The 20,513-nt window shown below is 37.4% G+C and carries 16 protein-coding genes, 1 tRNA gene and 1 other RNA gene; 6 read left to right on the forward strand and 12 right to left on the reverse strand.

Annotated features, from left to right (window positions below; translation table 11 throughout):
• The first annotated feature begins 23 nt into the window (after positions 1-23).
• Positions 24-584 carry an NAD(P)H nitroreductase gene (locus JP36_RS05285; RefSeq protein WP_039172713.1) on the forward strand — a complete coding sequence of 187 codons (561 nt, stop codon included), beginning with the start codon at positions 24-26 and terminating at the stop codon, positions 582-584.
• A gap of 51 nt (positions 585-635) precedes the next feature.
• Here JP36_RS05285 and tyrA read toward each other — a convergent pair whose 3' ends face one another.
• Positions 636-1,763 (reverse strand): bifunctional chorismate mutase/prephenate dehydrogenase, encoded by a 1,128-nt coding sequence (gene tyrA, locus JP36_RS05290; RefSeq protein ID WP_039172717.1) that lies wholly within the window; start codon positions 1,761-1,763, stop codon positions 636-638.
• 19 nt (positions 1,764-1,782) lie between these two features.
• Positions 1,783-2,841, reverse strand: a complete 1,059-nt coding sequence (locus JP36_RS05295; RefSeq protein WP_039135525.1) for a 3-deoxy-7-phosphoheptulonate synthase — start codon at positions 2,839-2,841, stop codon at positions 1,783-1,785.
• A 247-nt stretch (positions 2,842-3,088) separates the two neighbouring features.
• On the opposite strand from JP36_RS05295, the gene secG reads away from it, so the two are divergent.
• From secG to JP36_RS05310, 3 genes are all read left to right on the forward strand, one after another.
• A complete protein-coding gene (secG, locus tag JP36_RS05300; RefSeq protein ID WP_039135523.1) occupies positions 3,089-3,445 on the forward strand; it encodes a preprotein translocase subunit SecG in 357 nt (118 codons plus the stop codon).
• A gap of 7 nt (positions 3,446-3,452) precedes the next feature.
• A tRNA-Leu gene (locus JP36_RS05305) sits at positions 3,453-3,538 on the forward strand.
• 212 nt (positions 3,539-3,750) lie between these two features.
• Positions 3,751-3,978 (forward strand): hypothetical protein, encoded by a 228-nt coding sequence (locus tag JP36_RS05310; protein WP_052119452.1) that lies wholly within the window; start codon positions 3,751-3,753, stop codon positions 3,976-3,978.
• Between the two features lie 289 nt (positions 3,979-4,267).
• Here JP36_RS05310 and hslU read toward each other — a convergent pair whose 3' ends face one another.
• The 8 genes from hslU to proQ form a co-directional block, all read right to left on the reverse strand.
• The gene (gene hslU / locus JP36_RS05315) at positions 4,268-5,602 is read right to left on the reverse strand and encodes an HslU--HslV peptidase ATPase subunit (protein WP_039172721.1); all 1,335 of its coding nucleotides are present in this window, start codon (positions 5,600-5,602) and stop codon (positions 4,268-4,270) included.
• Positions 5,603-5,617: 15 nt separating this feature from the next.
• Entirely contained in the window at positions 5,618-6,142 is a 525-nt protein-coding gene (gene hslV, locus JP36_RS05320; RefSeq protein ID WP_013745066.1) for an ATP-dependent protease subunit HslV, read from the reverse strand.
• A 219-nt stretch (positions 6,143-6,361) separates the two neighbouring features.
• Positions 6,362-8,290 carry an LTA synthase family protein gene (locus tag JP36_RS05325; protein WP_209434477.1) on the reverse strand — a complete coding sequence of 643 codons (1,929 nt, stop codon included), beginning with the start codon at positions 8,288-8,290 and terminating at the stop codon, positions 6,362-6,364.
• 106 nt (positions 8,291-8,396) lie between these two features.
• The gene (locus JP36_RS05330; protein ID WP_039172752.1) at positions 8,397-9,041 is read right to left on the reverse strand and encodes an MBL fold metallo-hydrolase; all 645 of its coding nucleotides are present in this window, start codon (positions 9,039-9,041) and stop codon (positions 8,397-8,399) included.
• A gap of 24 nt (positions 9,042-9,065) precedes the next feature.
• A complete protein-coding gene (locus JP36_RS05335) occupies positions 9,066-9,626 on the reverse strand; it encodes a YcbK family protein (RefSeq protein ID WP_039172728.1) in 561 nt (186 codons plus the stop codon).
• Between the two features lie 198 nt (positions 9,627-9,824).
• A complete protein-coding gene (locus JP36_RS05340) occupies positions 9,825-11,234 on the reverse strand; it encodes a L,D-transpeptidase family protein (RefSeq protein ID WP_039172731.1) in 1,410 nt (469 codons plus the stop codon).
• Positions 11,235-11,399: 165 nt separating this feature from the next.
• On the reverse strand, positions 11,400-13,409 hold the full coding sequence (gene prc, locus JP36_RS05345) for a carboxy terminal-processing peptidase (RefSeq protein ID WP_039172734.1): 2,010 nt from the start codon (positions 13,407-13,409) through the stop codon (positions 11,400-11,402).
• Between the two features lie 107 nt (positions 13,410-13,516).
• The gene (proQ, locus tag JP36_RS05350; protein WP_039172736.1) at positions 13,517-14,149 is read right to left on the reverse strand and encodes an RNA chaperone ProQ; all 633 of its coding nucleotides are present in this window, start codon (positions 14,147-14,149) and stop codon (positions 13,517-13,519) included.
• A 207-nt stretch (positions 14,150-14,356) separates the two neighbouring features.
• Between proQ and JP36_RS05355 the strand changes: the two genes are divergently transcribed.
• Positions 14,357-15,589: a paraquat-inducible protein A gene (locus JP36_RS05355; protein ID WP_039172740.1), complete on the forward strand. Its 1,233-nt coding sequence runs from the start codon at positions 14,357-14,359 to the stop codon at positions 15,587-15,589.
• Positions 15,573-18,221 (forward strand): PqiB family protein, encoded by a 2,649-nt coding sequence (locus JP36_RS05360; protein ID WP_039172743.1) that lies wholly within the window; start codon positions 15,573-15,575, stop codon positions 18,219-18,221. Before JP36_RS05355 ends, JP36_RS05360 begins: the two co-directional genes overlap by 17 nt.
• Before the next feature lie 39 nt (positions 18,222-18,260).
• On the opposite strand, the gene ffs is transcribed toward JP36_RS05360, so the two are convergent.
• Both ffs and JP36_RS05365 read right to left on the reverse strand, forming a co-directional pair.
• Positions 18,261-18,356: signal recognition particle sRNA small type (gene ffs / locus JP36_RS11325), an RNA gene on the reverse strand.
• 129 nt (positions 18,357-18,485) lie between these two features.
• A complete protein-coding gene (locus JP36_RS05365) occupies positions 18,486-20,405 on the reverse strand; it encodes an ABC transporter ATP-binding protein (RefSeq protein WP_039172746.1) in 1,920 nt (639 codons plus the stop codon).
• Positions 20,406-20,513: the final 108 nt, after the last annotated feature.

Genomic DNA, 20,513 nt, shown 5'->3' on the forward strand with positions numbered 1-20,513 from the left:
TGATTCCTCAAGGAGAAAAAACTATGCAAGCATTAGATTTGTTACTAAATCGCCATTCTGAAAAAAATTTAGTCGCACCGGCACCGAACAGACAAGAATTGGAAACGTTATTGCAAGCTGCCCGCCACGTTCCTGATCACGGCAAATTAACCCCTTATCGTTTTGTTGTTATTGAAAATGAAGGGTTACAAAAGTTGGGTAATCTTTTAAAAGAGGCTGTTGTTGAACTCGATCTCGGCGCAGAAAGATTGGCTAAAGCAGAAAAATTTCCTCAGCGCGCACCGATGTTTGTTGCTGTTATCGCAGAAATTAATAAAGAAATCAAAAAAGTGCCTGCTTGGGAGCAAATGTTAAGTGCCGGTTGCGCAACCTATGCCTTTCAATTAGCAGCTAACGCGTTAGGTTATGCCAATGTTTGGGTGACCGGTCCTTGGATTGACGGTACTGCATTAAGAAATGCTTTCGGTTGTCGTCCGCAAGATAAAATTGTGGCGTTGGTGATGGTGGGAACAGCTGAAAACCCAAATAGCCGTCCAACGAAAAAATATAATAAAGATAAAGAAAACTTTGTGTCTTACCTCTAAAAAATTTGGCGGGAAATAAAATCCCGCCATTGTGTTATCCGATAACGTTATTTAATCGTGTTTTCGATGATCATATGCCTGTTGTAACAACTGTCGGCTCTCTTGCATAAACTGTTCTGAATAATCTCCGAACCAATGATGAACCTGTTGAAAGGCATTGATAAAACCTTGCTTATCGCCAGTTTCAAAAAACTGTAATGCTTGTTCATAACTTTTTTGCAAGGTTTTAATCACTTCAAGATTTTCTGGTTTATCCATAATAATATCGGCATAAAGCTCCGGATCTTGTGCAAATAATCGCCCAATCATTGCCAATTCTAAACGATAAATAGGTGAAGAAAGTGCCAATAAATTTTTCAACTGCACTGGCTGCCGCGAAAGATGTAATCCATTGGCAAAAGTTGAAAAATGACGTAATGCTTGAATATAAGTCATACTATGATCGTGTTCTTGTGGCGTAACTTGATACAATCTCGCTCCCCAAATATAAAATTGATCTAACAACCATTTATAGCATTCAGGATAACGTCCTTCACAAACAGCTATCACTTGCTTAGCCATACTCTCAATATCCGGACCAAACATAGGATGTAAACCAACTACTGCACCTTGATGAATTTCCATCATTTTTGACACTGGTGCCGTTTTTACAGAAGTTAAATCCGCCAATAACATTTCTGGATGTAAATAAGGTTGTAATTTCTCAATCACTGATTCTGTCGCCGTAATAGGCACAGAAATCAGCACCATATCTGCTCCCTCAATGATTTGTTTTGCTTGTTGCCAATCATCACAATCTAAAATTTCTACATTATAACCAGAATTAATTAAATAACGGGCAAATAACCCACCGAGTTTACCACGCCCACCAACAACTACGATCTTTTTAATATTTGGGTTAGTTGTCTTAAAACCATACTGGTTTTCACTATGGTAAGACTCTCTCATCACACGCCTTAACACATCTTCAATTAAATCAGGAGAGAGTCCCATTTTTTCCGCTTCCTGACGACGTTCTAATAACATCGCAGCTTCACGCTCGGGTACATAAATCGGCAAACCGTGCTGATGTTTCACTCTACCTACTTCAGTTACTAGTTGTAACCTTTTGACGAGCAATGCTAACAACGCCTGATCAGTTTCATCAATTTGCTTACGTAACTCTTGTAATACTTCCACACACTCTCTCCACAATAAATTAACGATCCAATTTAGCTAAAGTATCGTGTATTTTACGCAATAGTGTTTCTGTTGTCTGCCAATCAATGCAAGCGTCGGTAATAGATACACCATATTTCATCTCTTCTCTTGGTTGTTCTGCACTTTGATTTCCAGCATTTAAGTTACTTTCTAACATAATTCCAGTAATAGAACGGTTTCCATCTACAATTTGTTGCAACACATCTTCCGCAACAATTGGCTGGCGACGATAATCTTTATTGGAGTTGCCGTGGCTACAATCTACCATAATTGACGCTTCCAAGCCTGATTTTTCCAACTCTTCTTCACTCTGTTTCACAAATTCTGCCTGATAATTCGTTTTTTTGCCACCACGTAAAATAATATGCCCATCTGGATTGCCACTAGTATGTAACAAATTTACTTGACCTTGCTGATTAATACCGATAAAACTGTGTTCTTGAGAAGCCGCTTTAAGCGCATTAATAGCTGTTGCTAAATTGCCATCAGTACCATTTTTAAAACCAACAGCCATCGAAAGACCAGATGCTAATTCACGGTGAGTTTGTGATTCTGTAGTTCTTGCTCCGATTGCTGACCAACTAAAAAGATCTGCTAAATATTGCGGCGTTATCGGATCTAACGCTTCTGTCGCTAAAGGCAACCCCATATGCCCCAAATCCAGTAATAATTTTCTGGCTAAATGCAACCCCTTTTCGACATCAAACGTTCCGTCCAAATTTGGATCATTAATCAACCCTTTCCACCCCACTGTTGTACGTGGTTTTTCAAAATAAACACGCATCACAATATATAATTGATCTTTCAATTCCTCCGACAATATTTGCAATTTTTTTGCATATTCAATTGCAGCAGGGATATCGTGAATAGAACAAGGTCCACAAACCACTAATAAACGTTTATCTCGGCGATGTACAATATCAGCAATTTCTTTCCGAAAACGTTCAATTTTTTGACGTAATGGTTGTTCCAAAGGAAGTTTCGCCTTCAACTCATCTGGCGTAATTAATACTCTTTCATCCACAATATGAACATTGTGAATACTATCTTTTTTCATCTTAAATTATCCTGTAAATTTTTTATTACAAATAATGTAACGATAAAATTACACCTCTTTTTGATAATAAACAAGTACTATTTCAATAACTTTTTCATTTTTTATCTCTATCGCTCATTTTTTTGCCAATCAACTCTTAGTAATGGAAAAAGACTTGCACAACCCAAGCCAATCTTATAATATGCAGCCCGTTAATTTTGGCAAAATGCTCAAATAAAAAAGTTTAACTAAAGCGTGTGATTATACAATGTATCAAATCTTATTAATCATTTATCCTATAGTCGCCATTGCATTAATAGCTTTTATCCTTGTACAACAAGGTAAAGGTGCGGATATGGGAGCATCATTCGGGGCTGGTGCGTCTGGAACTGTATTTGGTGCAAGTGGTGCAGGTAATTTTTTAACTCGCACAACAACAATTTTAGCAATTATATTTTTTGCAATTAGTTTATTACTTGGTAATTTAACTGCACATTCAAGCAAACCAAAAGGTAATTTTGATGATCTTTCAGGCGTTGCTCAACAGATTAAAAAAGAAGAAGCTGTTAAACCTGTAACTGAATTACCTGCAAAACCTGATGTAAATCAGGATATTCCAAAATAAGAATTTCGCTCTGGTGGTGGAATTGGTAGACACGCTATCTTGAGGGGGTAGTGTCTGTAGGACGTGCGAGTTCAAGTCTCGCCCAGAGCACCACGACACCAAAACGGTAGGCTTTATGCCTACCGTTTTTTATTTGTTATTAGCCGTTATTTCCTGTTATTTCAACAACTTATCAATAAAAATCTAAATAAATAAATATCCTGTATTGCGTTTTTTACGTTATTTGTTGTTGAATAACGTGATTAAATCACGCATAAATCACGCACATTTTACGCATAAGTTACTATTAAAAAAAGGTTGTTGATATGGGTTCTATTAGAAAAAATGGTGTTAAGTGGCGCGCCGAGATTTTTAAATTAGGTGTTAGAAAATCAAAATCATTTAAAACTAAGGCAGAAGCTAACGTTTGGGTTGTTGATGAAGAACGAAAACTAGAAAATTATAAAAATGGTATACCAGAGGATATTTTATTTTCAGCTTTAATCAAAAAGTATCAAGAAGAGGTGACGAGGAAAAAAAGAGGTGCTATCTGAACGAATTAGGTTAAATAGACTATTAAAACATCCTATTACTAATTTATATATCAAGGATTAGGCAAGATTTTGAGAATTGGCGACGACTAAAAGCTTATATCTTCCTGGTGATTACAGCTTCAAACCAAAATCTATCATCTTGAGTTAATACTGTGGATCTAATATTCGGACATCTTTTCCTTTTATGTTGATACTCTTATTAAATCAAAGGCCTAGTTTTTTGCCTAGGCCTTTGTTAACCATCAGAAAACTAAGTATCAACTACCTAGCTCTTTTTTATAAAATAATATTATAAAATAAAACGGCTTAAATCTTCATTTTCAACAACGTCGCCAAGTGCTGATTTTACATAGTCCTCATCAATAGTTACTTTTTCACCGCTCATATCAGATGCTTCAAAAGAGATTTTATCCATCAAGCGTTCTAATACAGTATGCAAACGTCTTGCTCCAATATTTTCGGTCTTCTCATTTACACGAAATGCTGCTTCTGCAATTGTGGCGATTGCATCTTGAGTAAACTCAATCGTTACACCTTCAGTCTGCATCAACGCTTTATATTGCTCCGTTAATGATGCATTTGGTTCAGTTAAAATACGCTCAAAGTCCTTCGCACTTAACGCACCGAGCTCAACACGAATCGGTAAGCGCCCTTGTAATTCAGGAATTAAATCCGAAGGTCTGGAAACCTGAAACGCGCCGGATGCGATAAACAAAATATGATCAGTTTTCACCATTCCGTGTTTAGTATTAATAGTTGAACCTTCCACCAACGGCAATAAATCACGCTGAACACCTTCACGCGAAACATCCGGGCCACTAGTTTCACCGCGTTTACAAATTTTATCGATTTCATCAATAAAAACGATACCATGTTGTTCAACCGCTTCAATCGCTTTTAATTTCAGCTCTTCCGGATTGATTAATTTAGCCGCTTCATCTTCGATCAACACTTTTAACGCATCTTTAATCTTCATTTTGCGTTTTTGTGTTTGACCGCTGGATAAACTTTGGAACATTGATTGCAACTGGTTGGTCATCTCTTCCATTCCCGGTGGTGCCATAATTTCAACACCAACCGTGCCGCCGGCAGCAACATCAATTTCGATTTCCTTATCATCCAACTGACCTTCACGCAATTTTTTACGGAAAATCTGGCGAGTATTGCTGTGCGAATCATTACTTTCAACATTGCCCCACTGATCCTTCGCCGGAGGTAACAAAACATCCAGAATTCGCTCTTCCGCTGCCTCTTCTGCACGATAGCGATTTTTATTAATCTCAGTCTGACGCACTAATTTCATTGCGACATCAGTCAAATCACGGATAATGGAATCCACCTCTTTACCAACGTAACCTACTTCGGTAAATTTTGTCGCTTCAACTTTAATAAAAGGTGCATTTGCCAATTTCGCCAAACGGCGAGCAATTTCGGTTTTACCAACCCCTGTCGGTCCAATCATCAAAATATTTTTCGGGGTTACTTCGTGACGCAACGGCTCTTGCAGCTGCATACGACGCCAACGATTACGCAACGCAATCGCCACAGCTCGTTTTGCATCCGCTTGACCAATAATATGTTTATCTAATTCAGAAACTATTTCTCTTGGAGTCATCTCAGACATTTTTTTATCCTTTGTTTACGGTAATTCCTCAATAGTAAAATTCGTGTTAGTGAAAACACAAATATCACCGGCAATTTTTAATGATTTCTCAACAATTTCTCTCGCTGATAAATCGGTATTTGCAACCAATGCTCTTGCCGCTGCCATTGCATAGTTGCCACCGGAACCAATCGCTAGAATTTGATCTTCCTCCGGTTGCACCACGTCCCCTAGACCGGTAATAATCAATGACTCTTTGGCATCGGCAACAATCAACATTGCCTCCAACTTACGCAATGCCCGATCCGTACGCCACTCTTTTGCCAGCTCAACGGCACTCTTTAACAAATGCCCTTGATGCATTTCTAATTTACGCTCAAACAATTCAAACAATGTAAACGCATCGGCTGTACCACCTGCAAACCCGGCAAGCACTTTATCACCATATAAACGGCGCACTTTGCGAGCATTGCCTTTCATTACGGTATTCCCTAGCGAAACCTGTCCATCTCCGCCAACTACTACGTGCCCATTACGGCGAACACTTACGATTGTAGTCATTTTTTCGTTTCCTTTTTTAGTCTATTTAAAAACAATGTTTCCCTATATGGGTGCTGGATAGGAAGTTTCAAGGCAGGTATCATCGAAAGTGATAAATTTTTATCCTAAGTGCAGAATAAAAAGAGAAAAAATCAAAAATGTCTTATAAGGATAAAACAATGGTGTCTGCATAAATCATAGATTATGCAAACACCATTTTTCCATTTCAGTTTCAATAAGTTATTTACTTGGCAAATGATACAATCTGTTTTTATACAAATAACTTCCCCATAAGGCATAGGTTAACGCTTCTTTTTTCATCTGATCTGAAACCTCAGCCGGGTTTAAGCTTTTTTGCGTGGTATCATAAACAAACCCTTGCGGTTGTTTATTTGCTTCCAAAATCACCACTTGATGTTTGTCATTCATTAATGCCATTGATTTGTCAAACTGCATTAATGCTCTGTTCGGGCTATATTTAGTCAAATCAAATCCCAACATTGGATATTGTGCATCTATGCCGATTAATGATAACAATGTTGGCGGCATATCTATTTGGCTGACTAAACGATTATCCGCTTTAGCGGCAACACCATCACCAATAATCAATGCCGGAATATGGAAATGAGCAATCGGCACAAGCACCGCACCCGACACTCGCGAATCGTGATCAGCAATTACTAAAAAAACCGTATCTTTCCAATATTTTGACTGTTTAGCACGTTTAAAAAACTCACCTAATGCGAAATCAGCATACTTTGCTGCATTATTTCGTGTAGCTTTTGGTTGTTCATAAAGTGAAATTTTATTATCCGGAAATTCAAATGGATCGTGATTACTTGAACTGAACACTAAACTAAAAAACGGCTTACCCTGTTGTGATAACTTTTCAAACTCCTGATCGGCACGAATAAACAGATCTTCATCGGAAACACCCCAAGTACCTTTAAACATTGGATGAGGATAGTCATTTTCATCAACAATCTCCTCAAAGCCATTGCCATAGAAGAAACTTGCCATATTATCAAAATGTTTTTCGCCACCATAAATAAAGGAAGTGTGATAACCGTGACGTTTCAACAAATCAGCGATGGTAAAGAAATTAGTTTGACTATTCGGTAATTTAACCACCGAGCGTGCCGGTGTCGGCGTAAAGCCGGTGATCACAGCCTCAATGCCTCGTACTGAACGCGTACCGGTCGCATATAAATTCTCAAACCACCAACCCTCTTTGCTTAATTGATCCAAATTTGGTGATAGCGGTTTACCATTTAATGCACCGATAAATTGCGCACCTAAACTCTCTTCCAAAATAATCACTAAATTTTTTGGCTTACCTTGATAGGTCGCTTTATTTTGGCTTAAGAGCGGAATATCACCGTCAATATAGTCGCTTGCCGGGCGCGGATGCAATGCTTTCAGTGTTGATAACATCTCTTCCGGCGGTAAACGTCCATAAACAGCTGCTGCATTTTCCTCATCCCCCATCTGTTGCATAGCAAACAGTACGGAATAACCAGAATTTAGTACTAACGAGTTGACCAAAGGGTCGGATGAAAATGCCACCATCGAAGGATTAATACCGCGATGCGCAAAAGTAGAACGCGCACCGATAAAGACAAATGCGGCGGTCAACAATGCCACCAATGGACGGTATTTCCATTTTCCCGCTGTCGCATAACGGGTTACATAACCGGATAATTTCCAATATGCCCAAATCGCCAATAGCGTTATGATCAACGAAATAATCATTGTCACCAGATGCCCTTTTGCCAACATCGTGAACACCTCTTTCGGATTCACTAAGTACTCAACAAAAAGACGGTTCGGACGAAAATCATAGGTACGAATAAATTCTGGTGTAACTAGTTCCATAAAAAGAATAAATACTGATCCCACTGTCAATCCAATACGTAAAATAACTCGCATTACTCTTCCGATTGATGTGCTATCCAATAATAACGTAGAAAACAGTGCAAACAGACCAAATAACCAACACAGTGAAACCACATCCATCCGAATTCCTTGCATCAATAGAGGAAACCAGCCATTTACTGCATCAACACGTTCTTGTTGCCAAAAAGCCAGCCCAATTCTACTTAGAGATAAAATCACTAAATTCAGCAAGAAAAAATAGATAACCGGATAAAGAGAAAATTTTCTAAACATACCACCCTCAGATATAAGTGTCTTTTTATTTCTTTAAAGGAATATTACAAAAGAAACCTCTAATACCAAACGGTTATTAGAGGTTATTTCAAATAAAGAGTTCAATTTATTCGTCTATTATTTGTGTTATCAGATAAGGATTATATTGTTTTTCATAACCTATGGTTGTTAAGGGGCCGTGTCCTGCAACAATTTGCATATTGGGGTCTAATGACCACAATTTATTTTTGATGCTATCAATTAATTCCGAGAAACTGCCTCCCTGAAAATCTGTTCTCCCAATGCTCTGTCTAAATAAAACATCACCGGTAAAAGCGATATTTTCAGCTTTATTAATGAAACCGATATGCCCAGGCGTATGCCCCGGCAAATGCAGAACGTCAAATGTTAAATTACCAATTGTGATAACATCACCCTCATTTAACCAACGATCTGGCAACAGTGGCGCACAATAAGGCAAACCAAATTGAGAAGCTTGCTCCGGAAGTGTTTGTAACCAATACTCATCAGATTTTTCTGGACCTAAAATATCAATCTTTAACTCACGCTTTAATTTTGCAGCAGCACCAACGTGATCTAAATGACCGTGCGTTAATAAAATACATTTCACAATTAATTTATTTTCTTCAAGAAATTGAAGAATTTTTTCTGCATCTCCACCCGGGTCAATAATCGCCGCATTCTTCTCATCATCCCAAACTACCGAACAGTTTTGTTGAAATGCCGTTACCGGAAAAATTTGAATATTCATCATCATTTTAACTTTTTACATTTATCAACTACCGCGCCACGTTCTGACCGGCCCGGTATCAACGTGTACAAAATTACTGCGCGGATAATAACCAACACCGCCATTTTTTAACGACTGTGCCACTTCACGCACTCTATTTAACGCAATATTATCAATACGAAAATCTATCGCTTGCCCACGCATATGATAACTGTTGCTTGCCACGCCTTTACTGCGACGATGCATTGCTGCATTAGTTGCCGGCGCACGATAACCACAAATCACTGAAATTTCACAAGAACGTAAGCCTAAACGGGACTGAATTTGGTAAAACTTCATAAACAATTTTGGATCCATATTGTGAACCAAATTAGTGCGTCTATCTCGCATTAAATAATTTAATTTTTGTAATTCGGATCTTGCCAATCCTTTATTCGGTGAAAAAGGTGAACTTAATTTTTCACCTGTATTGATATTCTTAAAATGTAGGATTTTAGGTGCTGCTGTGGATAATGCTGCCAAAGCGGAGTTGGCTACAAATGAGCTTCCTAAGATAATTCCGCCTAACGATAACCATTTACGGCGTGATTGATCAATATTTCCCATTTCCCTTTCCTATCGCTAACTAAAAAACTGGTTTCCTATTTTCAATACACAAAATTTATTTTATACATTATTGACTCAAAATAAGCTACTTAGTAGCAACTTTTCTATAGTAAATAGCGAGCCTGCAATAAATAAGAGATTAAAAAAGGCTATTGCATAAAGAATAGCCTTTCGGATTATACTGATTTTTGCTAGTGATTAAAGCAAATATTGTAGCAATAGCGATTTATTTTCTTCATTTAATGATAATTTTTGATCATAGCCATAAATATCTGCAACGGTATGGATTTCCCCCTGCGCATCTGCCCACGCTGTTACATAATAAAGATAGACCGGATTAGTAGACTGAATCGGTACAGAAACAGTTTTACGACTTTTTAACACTTGAGCTTTTTTATCAACACTCCAACCAGCCTCCGTTAACAATAAAGTTGCTAACTCATCCGATTTATTGACACGAATACATCCTGAACTGATCGCTCGGTTTTTATTATTAAATAGACGATGGTTAGGCGTATCGTGCAAATAGATAGCATCTTTACTCGGCATATTGAATTTAAAATTACCCAATGCACTATCTCCGCCCGGCGCTTGACGCAAACGATATGGGAAACTTTTTGCAGTCATATTTTCCCAATCAATAGTATAAGGATCAATAGTATTACCTTTACTATCAATAATGGTATAACCATTACGATAAATATAGCTCGGATCTTTCCGAACTTTAGGAATCAAATCTTCATTAATTAAGCGTACCGGCGCATTCCATGGTGGATTAACCACAATATTGCTAAGTTTACTCATCATTACCGGCGTTTTTCTTGCTTTTTTACCAACAATAACACGTGAGCTTAAAACTTCCTCACCATTACGATAATAATATAATTGAAAGGTCGGAATATTCACAAAAATTCCATTTTCAAAATCTGGGATAAAACGCAAACGCTGTAAATTAATGGCAAGTTTTGCTAATGTAGCATTATCCGTTGTCGATTTTATTAATTCGGATAGGATCGTTTTTTTGGTTTGTTCATAACGATGATTCACTCGATCAAATTTATCTACGAAAGCAGATAATTGCTGCTGTGATACCGCATTCAACCACGCATTAACAATATCATCACTTGGCAGTTGTGTTCGATATCGATAACTGTCATAAAGCCAATTCTGTGCATTTGAGTGCAAATTAGAAATATAATTTAAATAATTTAACCAACTATCACTAATTAAAATATCAGCGACTAAACTATTTTTCTCTGCGTGAGTAAGCCTTTCCAGTTGTGCTTTTACATCATTAGAAACATTAGTCAATCCCAATAAAGCATAGTCCTGCAAAAATTGATTTTTCGCATTTTCATCTTGCCAAATAGGAGAAAAATCTCTAATCGCATAAATTTCAGCTAGCTTTTCCGGAAATACCAATTGAACATCCTTCATCACCTCTTTTAACTTCAAAAGCTGTGCCTGTGTTTGATCTTCAGTTACCACTGCAACCGTACTCTCTTCCTGATTATTCTTATTCTCCGTCCCGTTCTCTTCCGCAAACGACGAGGTAATCATCAATGATGAGAGAAACATTGTGGTTAAAACGTGTTTTTTAAGCAACATAATTAACCTCCTGATTAATCCTTAAGTATTGAAATGTTTGAATAATAGTGTACAAACCAACTATAAAATTTTAAATCTATCAAACGCTCTAAATCTAAAAAAGAGGTGGAGAGACAATCCCTCCACCTTCTTTATTCTATAACAAAAAATTACAAAAGCTGTAAATTAATTTTGTTTTTGTGGCAACATATCCGATGCCATATGTTCAACTTCTTTCAATACAAAATCTGGTGCCTCATAATCTTTTGGTAAATCATCCAATTTTTTCAATGGTTTCTTACCTTCACGTTTAAATCTTGCATTTAGATCTTTTAAACGTTTTGCATCGTCTTTATCGTTCTCTGCTTTTCTATCCGCCAAATTTAATGAAAGGAATTTACGTTGATTGCGTCGATCTCTCGTTTCAATATCCTGATTCAATACGATAAATTCAGGATCATTTGCCACTCTGGCTTTATGATTTTCTGACAATTTCTTAATTAAATCAGACAAATCTGCAACACGAGTATATTGTGCTTCAGGAATTTTATCCCACGCCAATGCATTATCCTCTTTACTTTCACCATATTCAGATTCATCAATAAGCTCGGCAATCTTAATATCTGGAGTAACCCCTTTTAATTGAGTGCTTCCACCATTAATACGATAGAACTTCTGAATAGTGTATTGAATTGCGCCTAAAGGTGTTTGATCAGTATCATAAATAAAGTTCAGTGGACGACTTTGTTGCACGGTGCCTTTGCCGAAAGTACCTTGACCTACAATAATTGCTCGTCCGTAATCTTGCATTGCCGCTGAAAAAATTTCTGATGCCGATGCGCTGAAACGATCAACAATCACAACCATAGGCCCGTTATAAACTTGTTGCGGATCAACATCATCGTGTACACGAATGCGGTTGAACGCATCACGCACTTGAACCACCGGTCCATCACTAATAAACAAACCACTTAGGCTAACCACTTCCGGTAAAGAACCTCCACCATTATTACGAAGATCAATCACCAAAGCTTCTGCATTTTTCTGTTTCATCTCTGCCAATAATTTAGTGACATCAACCGTTAAGCCGTTATAAAAACTCGGAATAGTAATCACAGCGATATTATGATTATCCACTTTTTCCATTTTCAATTTGGCAGCACGATCTTCAATACGCACCTTATCTCTCACTAAAGTGACAATACGAGTTTTGCCGTTTTTTGCTGATTCCAATTCCAGACGGACGGTTGTCCCTTTCTTGCCTTTAATTTTCTCAACAACATCATCCAGACGCCAACCAACCACATCTTCGATCTCACCTTTCTTGCCTTGACCGACTCCAATGATTTTGTCACCCGCTTTAATTTTTTTACTTCTATCCGCCGGTGCGCCTGGTACGAGTGATTTAATAATGGTTTCATCGTCTTCTGATTGCAGTGTCGCCCCAATTCCCTCTAAAGAGAGATTCATATCTTCGTGAAAACTTTTCGCATTACGTGGTGAAAGATAGCTGGTGTGAGGATCCAATTCACGAGCAAAAGAGTTTAAAAACAGTTGCGTAATATCATCCGCCTTGGTCTGTGTTAAGCGTTTAATCGCCAAATTATAACGTTTTGTCAATTTTTTCTTAATTTGTGACCAAGATTTACCCTGCAAACGCATTGAAATCACATCATTTTTAACACGCTCTTTCCATAATTTATCCGCCTCTTCTTCTGTTTTAGGAAAAGGCGCTTTACTGCGATCAATTTCAATCTGATCATTTTCTTTTAAATTAGGTTCTTTATCTAACAGCGAAAGCGCATAGCTATATCGTTGATAACGACGCTGTTGCAACAAATCATACATAGCAAAAGCTGCAGTTAAATCACCTGCATTCAAATCGTCATCAAAATGTTTTGCATATTTTGCACGTAATTCATCGACATCAGACTGCAAAAATGTATTATGGCTGTAATCCAAAAAGTCGATATAACGATTAAAAATCTTTTCCGATAATGCATCATCCAAAGAAAACTTTTTGTAATGTGACTGAATCAATCTTGATGTTACACGTTTTGCTTCTAATGAATTTGTATCGGATGGCGCTGGAACAACAATTTTATCTGCGCTAATATCCGGTTTCACCGCCCACGCCGGCACATTCAGAAATAACGTACCAATAACGATACTAAGTGCCAATTTCTTGAACTTCATTATGTTCAATCCCCTTAATTCTTATAAACTCATCAATCAATTTGAACTTACGTTAGAAACATAAAGCAGGCTATCACCTGCTTTGTTATTTCTTGATCTTTCATCTATCACAATTGGAATACACGATCTTCAGTAACGGTTAAGACTAATCCTTGTGCTAATTCAACACGAACATTATCTTTTCCTACCGCAAGCACAGTTGCGACTTGTGTTTTTTCACCGACTTTAATCTTTACTTGCTGTGATTCTTGCAAAGAAGACAAATCTGCCGGAACTAAATTTGGCTTACGTCTGACAACGTTTCTGCGCGGTTTATTATTCGGTTTACGTGTTGCTCTATTTTCTTTCTGTTGTGGACGATGACTTGCGTTTTTTGCTTTGCTTTCACGTAAACGTTGTTCTGCGTGTTCAATATGTTGTTGTTCCACTTCACCGCATTCATTACCGTCAAGATCAACACGTTTTGCCCCTGCCTTATAACCGTATAAATAACGCCATCCAGCAGTATATTGACGTAACGCACGACGAATTTGTGTGTTGGAAATGGTATCATCGTCTTTTAATCTGACAACAATATCTTGAAAAATACCGATTTTTAACGGTTTTGCTTCGCCCTGTGTTGAAAAACAGAGCGGAAATTTCTCTGCTAAATAAGCAATAATTTGATTATTTTCTTGGAATTTATTTTTTGAAGGTGCAACATCCGCTGCCGGTTGCTGATTTTCTGTTTCTAACGACATAGTCCTACTCGTGATACTTGGTTAAATTGTCCTATTATAGACGTTCATTATGATTCATTCTGTCAATCTTTATTATAAAAGATTAACGCCTTGGAAATTCAAATCGATAAGATTATTTACTTGTATATTTTCCCTTTATTTATATACTTGTTCAACAACTTTTATTGGCTTATTTAAACTAATCATCTCATTTATTCAAAAAATTTAATGCAAATTAGACGTTTTTCTCCGCTATCCACAACAGAACAGGCAATTTGTTGCGATATTTGCGACCACGCCATCTCTTTACCAGCTTTGAATGCAAATCAAAAAGCAAGCTGTCCCCATTGCCATCACGTTGTTAGAGTAGGTGGCTTATGGAGTTTAAAACGTTGCTCAATTTTAGCGCTTTCTATTGCAATTCTGATGCCATTCGCCTTTACATTTCCCCTTTTAAATATCCAACTCCTAGGTGTCCCAGTTTACACCTCAATCTGGAGCGGTGTGTGGAAAATGGCGACTGAAGGTTACCCTTATTCTGCATTTTTAGTGCTATTTTGTGCAATTATAATGCCGGTTTCTTACATTATTTTGATTTTATCGTTACAACTTTGTCGTATTTTTCACTTACGAGCAAGAATGTTGTTGATGTCGCTAAATTATATCCGTTCTTGGGTGATGCTTGATGTCTATTTAATTTCACTTGCTGTTGCTGCATTTAAAGTACGTGAATATGCCGATATTTCATTTACTCTTTATCTTATTCCTTTCGTTTTAGTCACATTTTTAACCATCTTACTGTTTACCAAAACATCATCAAAACAATTTTGGGATCTTTTTTATCCACCACAATTTCAACATAATCAACACCTTTGTTACTGTAAAACCTGTGGTTTAAGCTTTCCTGAACAAGCAGCCTCCAATCATATCTGTCCACGCTGCCACGCCAATACGGCATTAGATAAAAATTTAGTATTACAACGTACTTGGAGTACCTTAATTGCTGGCGCAATAATGCTCTTACCAGCCAATTTACTACCGATTTCTATTGTTTATGTAAATGGTGTGCCAACTGCAGACACGCTAATTTCTGGGGTTATAACTTTTATTAAAATGGGCAATTATAATATTGCCGCTATCGTTTTTATCGCCAGTATTTTTGTACCTATTTCTAAAATATTGATTATGTTATATCTCTTAAGTTGTATTCACTTCGGTTATAGCAAAAATATTCACTTTCAGATGAAACTATTTGAAATTGTTCATTTTGTTGGGCGTTGGTCTATGTTGGATTTATTTGTACTATCGTTAATGATGTCATTAGTAACAAGAGGACAAATTATCAGCTTTTCAGTTGGCCCTGCCGCTATTTATTTTGGTCTTGCTGTTTTTTTGACAATGATTTCAGCAGAAGTTTTTGATACGCGTTTACTTTGGAAAAATTATGAAGCAAACAAATAACATTCCTACCTCAATGTCAGCTAAGATTTCCGCCATTAAACGGATTTCACCTTTTTGGTTATTGCCGTTTATTGCTTTTTGTGTCGGCATTGTATTATTTTATCAAATCCATCAGGAACAAGGTGAAAAAATAACCATATTTTTTTCTGATGGTTCAGGTCTAATTGCGGAAAAAACACCGATTCGTTATCAAGGATTACAAATTGGTTTAGTCAAAAAGGTAAACTTCACCCAAGATATGAAATCGGTAAAAGTTGAAGCTAATATCTATCCGGAAGCAGTATCGGTATTACGTGAAGATACTAAATTTTGGATTGTTCAACCTAGTGCCTCTTTAGCCGGAGTCTCCGGTTTAGATGCTTTAGTATCAGGAAACTACATCACACTCTCTCCAGGCAAAGGCGAAGAAGCGGATACTTTTGTCGCTGAAGATCGTGGGCCGATTGCTGAATTGAGTGAAGGTGATTTATTAATTCATCTAATTGCAGACGATCTCGGTTCTATCGAATTAGGTTCAAGCATTTTTTTCCATAAAGTACCGGTTGGTAAAGTAAACAACTATAGCTTTACTGATGATAAAAAAGTCGCTATCGACATCATTATTTATAAACAGTATGCAAAATTTGTGAAAAAAGAGAGCCGTTTCTGGAATATCAGTGGAATAAAAGCAGATGCTAATTGGAATGGTATTTCCGTTAGTATGGATAGCATACAAGCGATTTTACAAGGTGCTATTGCTTTCGATTCACCAGATGAAAGTGATGAAGTTCAAGGTGAAACTACATTCCCACTCTACGCTTCCATCAAAGCGGCAAAACGTGGGCTAAACGTTGATATCACGCTACCTAATGATATTTCCGGTTTAAAAGAGAATGACACACCGGTCTATTTTCACGATCTACAAGTTGGTGTATTAAGTGAAATCAATTATGGTGAAGATGAAGATGTCATCAATAGCACACCAACAATTCAAGCCAAATTGTTGGTTGACCCAAGTATTAAATCCAATCTCAAAAGTGGCTCAAAAATTGTTTTAATGGATCGTCCATCATTGGCGGAAGTTTCTAATTTAAATCAATTCTTACAAGGTAAGTATTTTGAAATTATTGACGGCAATGGTACACCAACTCTCCATTTTGATGTAATAAAACAGTCTGAATTATTGTTACAACAGCCCGGTGCTTTAATTCTTAGTTTAACTTCACCACAAACTTACGGCATAGAAGAGGGGCAACCAATCAGTTACAACGGTATCAAAATAGGCGAAATTGTATCCCGTCATGTTGATATTGATAAAACTACATTTAAAGCAGTGATTTTGTCTACTTATCATCATCTAATCAATGCAGAAACACTATTTGTGGCAGCAAGCAATTTTTCATTAGATTTAAGCAGTGATGGCGTGCAAATGAATGTAGAATCACCACGAAAATGGTTACAAGGTGGGATTAACGTATTACTACGTTCTAATAAAACAGGCGGCAAAGCTTTGCAGCAATACCCTTTGTATGCTAATAACAGTAACGCACTTGCAGGCATTACTTCGGATAGTATCAAGCCAACTATCGTACTAACAACAACGGAATTACCAAATATCAGTGAAAATTCACTAGTACTTTATCGCCGCTTACCTGTCGGTAAAATTTTATCAATCAGACCTAATAAACAATCTTTTGATATTGCTGTTTTCATTAATCAGCAATATCAATATCTGTTCACCAAACAAAGCCGATTCTGGGCAGAAAATGCGGTACAAGTTGATGTTTCTCTGCAAGGAGTCGATATTAAAGCTGCACCTCTTTCTAGAATTATTAAAGGAGCAATCAGCTTTGATAATATTGGTCAAAATGGTACTCAAACCATCTTATATCCAAATCAAACTGCAGCACTTTCCTCTGGACACGAAATAACGCTATTTGTAGATAATGCAGACAATCTTACTATCGGAATGCCGTTACGTTATTTGGGTTTAGAGATCGGTACTATCCAAAAAATCTCATTAGATGAACAAAAACAGAGAGTAGTTGCATCGGCATCTATTCAACGTGATTACTTCAATGCACTCAGTAAAAACGGCAGTCATTTCACATTGGTAACACCGCAAATCTCTGCTGGAGGGGTGCAAAATTTAGATGCATTATTGAAACCCTATATCAACGTGAATTTTGGGAAAGGTAAAACTCAAACTCAATTCACTTTATCCCGTGCTGCTGGCGAAAATAATAAATACCAAAACGGTTTTCCATTGGTGTTGGAAACCGAAAATGCCGCTTCGCTTTCGGTTGGCGCACCGGTGTTATACCGCGGTGTTGAAGTGGGAGCAATTAGCAATATTAAGCTGAATACTACAGCTGATCGCGTTTTTGTTGATATTCAATTAGCACAGCAATATCGCCATTTGGTTCGTCAAAACAGTGAATTTTGGTTAGCTTCAGGTTATTCCTTAGATATTGGTTGGAGCGGTGTTGATTTTCAAACTGGTACAGCACAGCAGTTGCTTCGTGGTGGCATAGCTTTTTCTACACCTTCAGGAAAGGTAGTTCAACCAGCTGCAAAAGCTTATCAACATTTTCTATTACAAACGAAAAAACCGGTTGAAAGTCAAAACTGGAATCAAGGCAGCGCACCATAAAATTAATAATTGTAAGGAAAGGGCTGAAAATGGAGGAGCCCTTTCCAGCTTAATCTCGGCACACAAAGTTCTAACTTGGGCTGCTTTCTTCCGAACCTGACCCGCTGAGCTAGAGTTTGTTGCGAGGAACCGAAAAGGACTCCATTGATACGTCTAAAAGACGAAAGGCATTATGCGATAAGTTGTCACCAAATGCAAGTTCATCACTAACTAAACTGTTTATTCTTTTAGCATTTGCACAACTTTTCTGTTAAATTTATTTTCTTATTGCTCACCTTCAGCAATTTGTTCCAATTCCGCCCAACGATTTAATGCATCATCCAATGCTTGCTCCAGTTCAGCTAATTGTTGTAATTTACTGCTGGTAACTTCATTCGACTGATTAAAGAAATCTGGCTGATTAATTTCTTGTTGCAGCTGTTGAATTTGTTGCTCTAACTGCTCTAGTAATTCCGGCATCTTCTCTAACTCTTGTTGTTCTTTATAAGACAACTTCACTTTTCGCATTTTACTATCACGAAATGCCTGTTTTTTATTCTCTTTTGCTGTTTTTTCGATTTTTGGTTGTTGCTGTTTCTGTGCCAACACATTCGCTTGTTGCTGTTTTGCATCGTGGTAACCGCCAACATATTTATGCAAAATGCCATCACCCTCAAAAATAAAACATTCAGTTGCAGTGTTATCAATAAATTGTCGATCGTGACTAACGATAATGACTGTGCCTTGATATTCTGATAACAACTCTTCCAATAACTCTAAGGTTTCCACATCCAAATCATTAGTCGGCTCATCCAGAATCAATAAATTATTTGGTTTTAACAACAATTTTGCCAATAGCAGACGATTTTTTTCACCACCTGATAATGCTTTTACCGGAATCATTGCCCGTTTAGGCGGAAAGAGAAAATCTTGTAAATAACCTAGAACGTGGCGTTTCGCGCCATTAACCTCTACATCCTGCTTACCATCCGCCACGTTATCCATCACACTTTTCTCCGGATCAAGCGTTGAACGATATTGATCAAAATAGGCCACTTCCAATTTTGTTCCTGTATGAATTCGTCCGGATGTAGGTTGTAATTCTCCCAATAGCAGCTTAATCAATGTTGTTTTACCGCATCCGTTCGGGCCAATAAGCGCAATTTTATCTCCACGCAAAATTGTCGCTGAAAAATCTTTAATTAAAATTTTATCGGCTAACTGATAATTTAAATTTTCAATTTCAAACACAATTTTTCCGGAACGTATTGCATTATCAACCTGAATATTAGCTTTCCCCATTATATCTCGACGTTGGCGGCGCTCCTCTCGCATTGCTTTCAACGCTCTGACTCGTCCTTCATTACGTGTTCTTCTAGCTTCAATTCCTTTTCGAATCCAAACTTCTTCTTGAGCCAAACGTTTATCAAAAAGCTCGTTTTGCAAAGCCTCAACCCGCAAATTTTCCTCTTTTTGTTGCAAATATTGATCATAATTTCCCGGATAAGAGACCAATTTACCACGATCCAAATCAATAATTCGTGTAGCCATTCTGCGAATAAAAGCTCTATCGTGCGAAATAAAAACAATACTACCTTTAAATTCTAACAATAAATTTTCCAACCAATTGATCGTGTCAACGTCTAAATGGTTGGTTGGTTCATCCAATAACAATAAATCTGGCTCACAAACCAACGCTTTAGCTAAAGCAGCTTTTCGCTGCCATCCCCCAGACAATTCGGCTAATTCAATATCCGGATTTAACCCTAATTTCGCCAAAATTTCTTGAATTCTTGTTTCAAAACGCCAACCATCAAGGTGATCTAGCTGACCTTGCACTTCAGACAAACGGTTCATTGTTTTTTCTTGATAATCTTGTGCAATTTTCAACGATAACTGATGATATTCTTTCAATAAATCTGCCAGTTCCTGTACACCTTCTGCTACATAATCAAACACCGTACCTTCAATATGGCGTGGCGGATCTTGTTCTAAACGCGCAATAATGCGATCCTTCTCAATAATCAATTGCCCATCATCCATTCCTACTTCTCCGGCAAGAATTTTCAATAAAGTCGATTTTCCTGCACCATTACGCCCTACCAGACAGACTCGTTCCCCTGCCTCAATAGTCAGATCAGCATAATCTAATAAAGGATGATCACTAAATGAAAGATATGCATTTGAAAGAGTAAGTATCGCCATAATTTGCCTATAAAATCATACAACTTGAGGATGCTTATTGTAGCCCACAAAAGCAAATAAAAAAACCACTGTAATCCATTATCAAATCTGATCTGACCCCGAAAAGTT

The organism is Gallibacterium genomosp. 1, from assembly GCF_000771875.1.
Classification (GTDB): Bacteria; Pseudomonadota; Gammaproteobacteria; order Enterobacterales; family Pasteurellaceae; genus Gallibacterium.

What these genes read in the sequence shown, in the direction of transcription:
- JP36_RS05330 (WP_039172752.1), bottom strand. Translation starts at nt 9,041, where the DNA reads ATGAATATTCAAATTTTTCCGGTAACGGCATTTCAACAAAACTGTTCG.
- JP36_RS05325 (WP_209434477.1), bottom strand. Translation starts at nt 8,290, where the DNA reads ATGTTTAGAAAATTTTCTCTTTATCCGGTTATCTATTTTTTCTTGCTG.
- JP36_RS05295 (WP_039135525.1), bottom strand. Translation starts at nt 2,841, where the DNA reads ATGAAAAAAGATAGTATTCACAATGTTCATATTGTGGATGAAAGAGTA.
- prc (WP_039172734.1), bottom strand. Translation starts at nt 13,409, where the DNA reads ATGAAGTTCAAGAAATTGGCACTTAGTATCGTTATTGGTACGTTATTT.
- secG (WP_039135523.1), top strand. Translation starts at nt 3,089, where the DNA reads ATGTATCAAATCTTATTAATCATTTATCCTATAGTCGCCATTGCATTA.
- JP36_RS05310 (WP_052119452.1), top strand. Translation starts at nt 3,751, where the DNA reads ATGGGTTCTATTAGAAAAAATGGTGTTAAGTGGCGCGCCGAGATTTTT.
- JP36_RS05340 (WP_039172731.1), bottom strand. Translation starts at nt 11,234, where the DNA reads ATGTTGCTTAAAAAACACGTTTTAACCACAATGTTTCTCTCATCATTG.
- JP36_RS05365 (WP_039172746.1), bottom strand. Translation starts at nt 20,405, where the DNA reads ATGGCGATACTTACTCTTTCAAATGCATATCTTTCATTTAGTGATCAT.
- JP36_RS05360 (WP_039172743.1), top strand. Translation starts at nt 15,573, where the DNA reads ATGAAGCAAACAAATAACATTCCTACCTCAATGTCAGCTAAGATTTCC.
- hslU (WP_039172721.1), bottom strand. Translation starts at nt 5,602, where the DNA reads ATGTCTGAGATGACTCCAAGAGAAATAGTTTCTGAATTAGATAAACAT.
- JP36_RS05355 (WP_039172740.1), top strand. Translation starts at nt 14,357, where the DNA reads ATGCAAATTAGACGTTTTTCTCCGCTATCCACAACAGAACAGGCAATT.
- JP36_RS05285 (WP_039172713.1), top strand. Translation starts at nt 24, where the DNA reads ATGCAAGCATTAGATTTGTTACTAAATCGCCATTCTGAAAAAAATTTA.
- proQ (WP_039172736.1), bottom strand. Translation starts at nt 14,149, where the DNA reads ATGTCGTTAGAAACAGAAAATCAGCAACCGGCAGCGGATGTTGCACCT.
- JP36_RS05335 (WP_039172728.1), bottom strand. Translation starts at nt 9,626, where the DNA reads ATGGGAAATATTGATCAATCACGCCGTAAATGGTTATCGTTAGGCGGA.
- hslV (WP_013745066.1), bottom strand. Translation starts at nt 6,142, where the DNA reads ATGACTACAATCGTAAGTGTTCGCCGTAATGGGCACGTAGTAGTTGGC.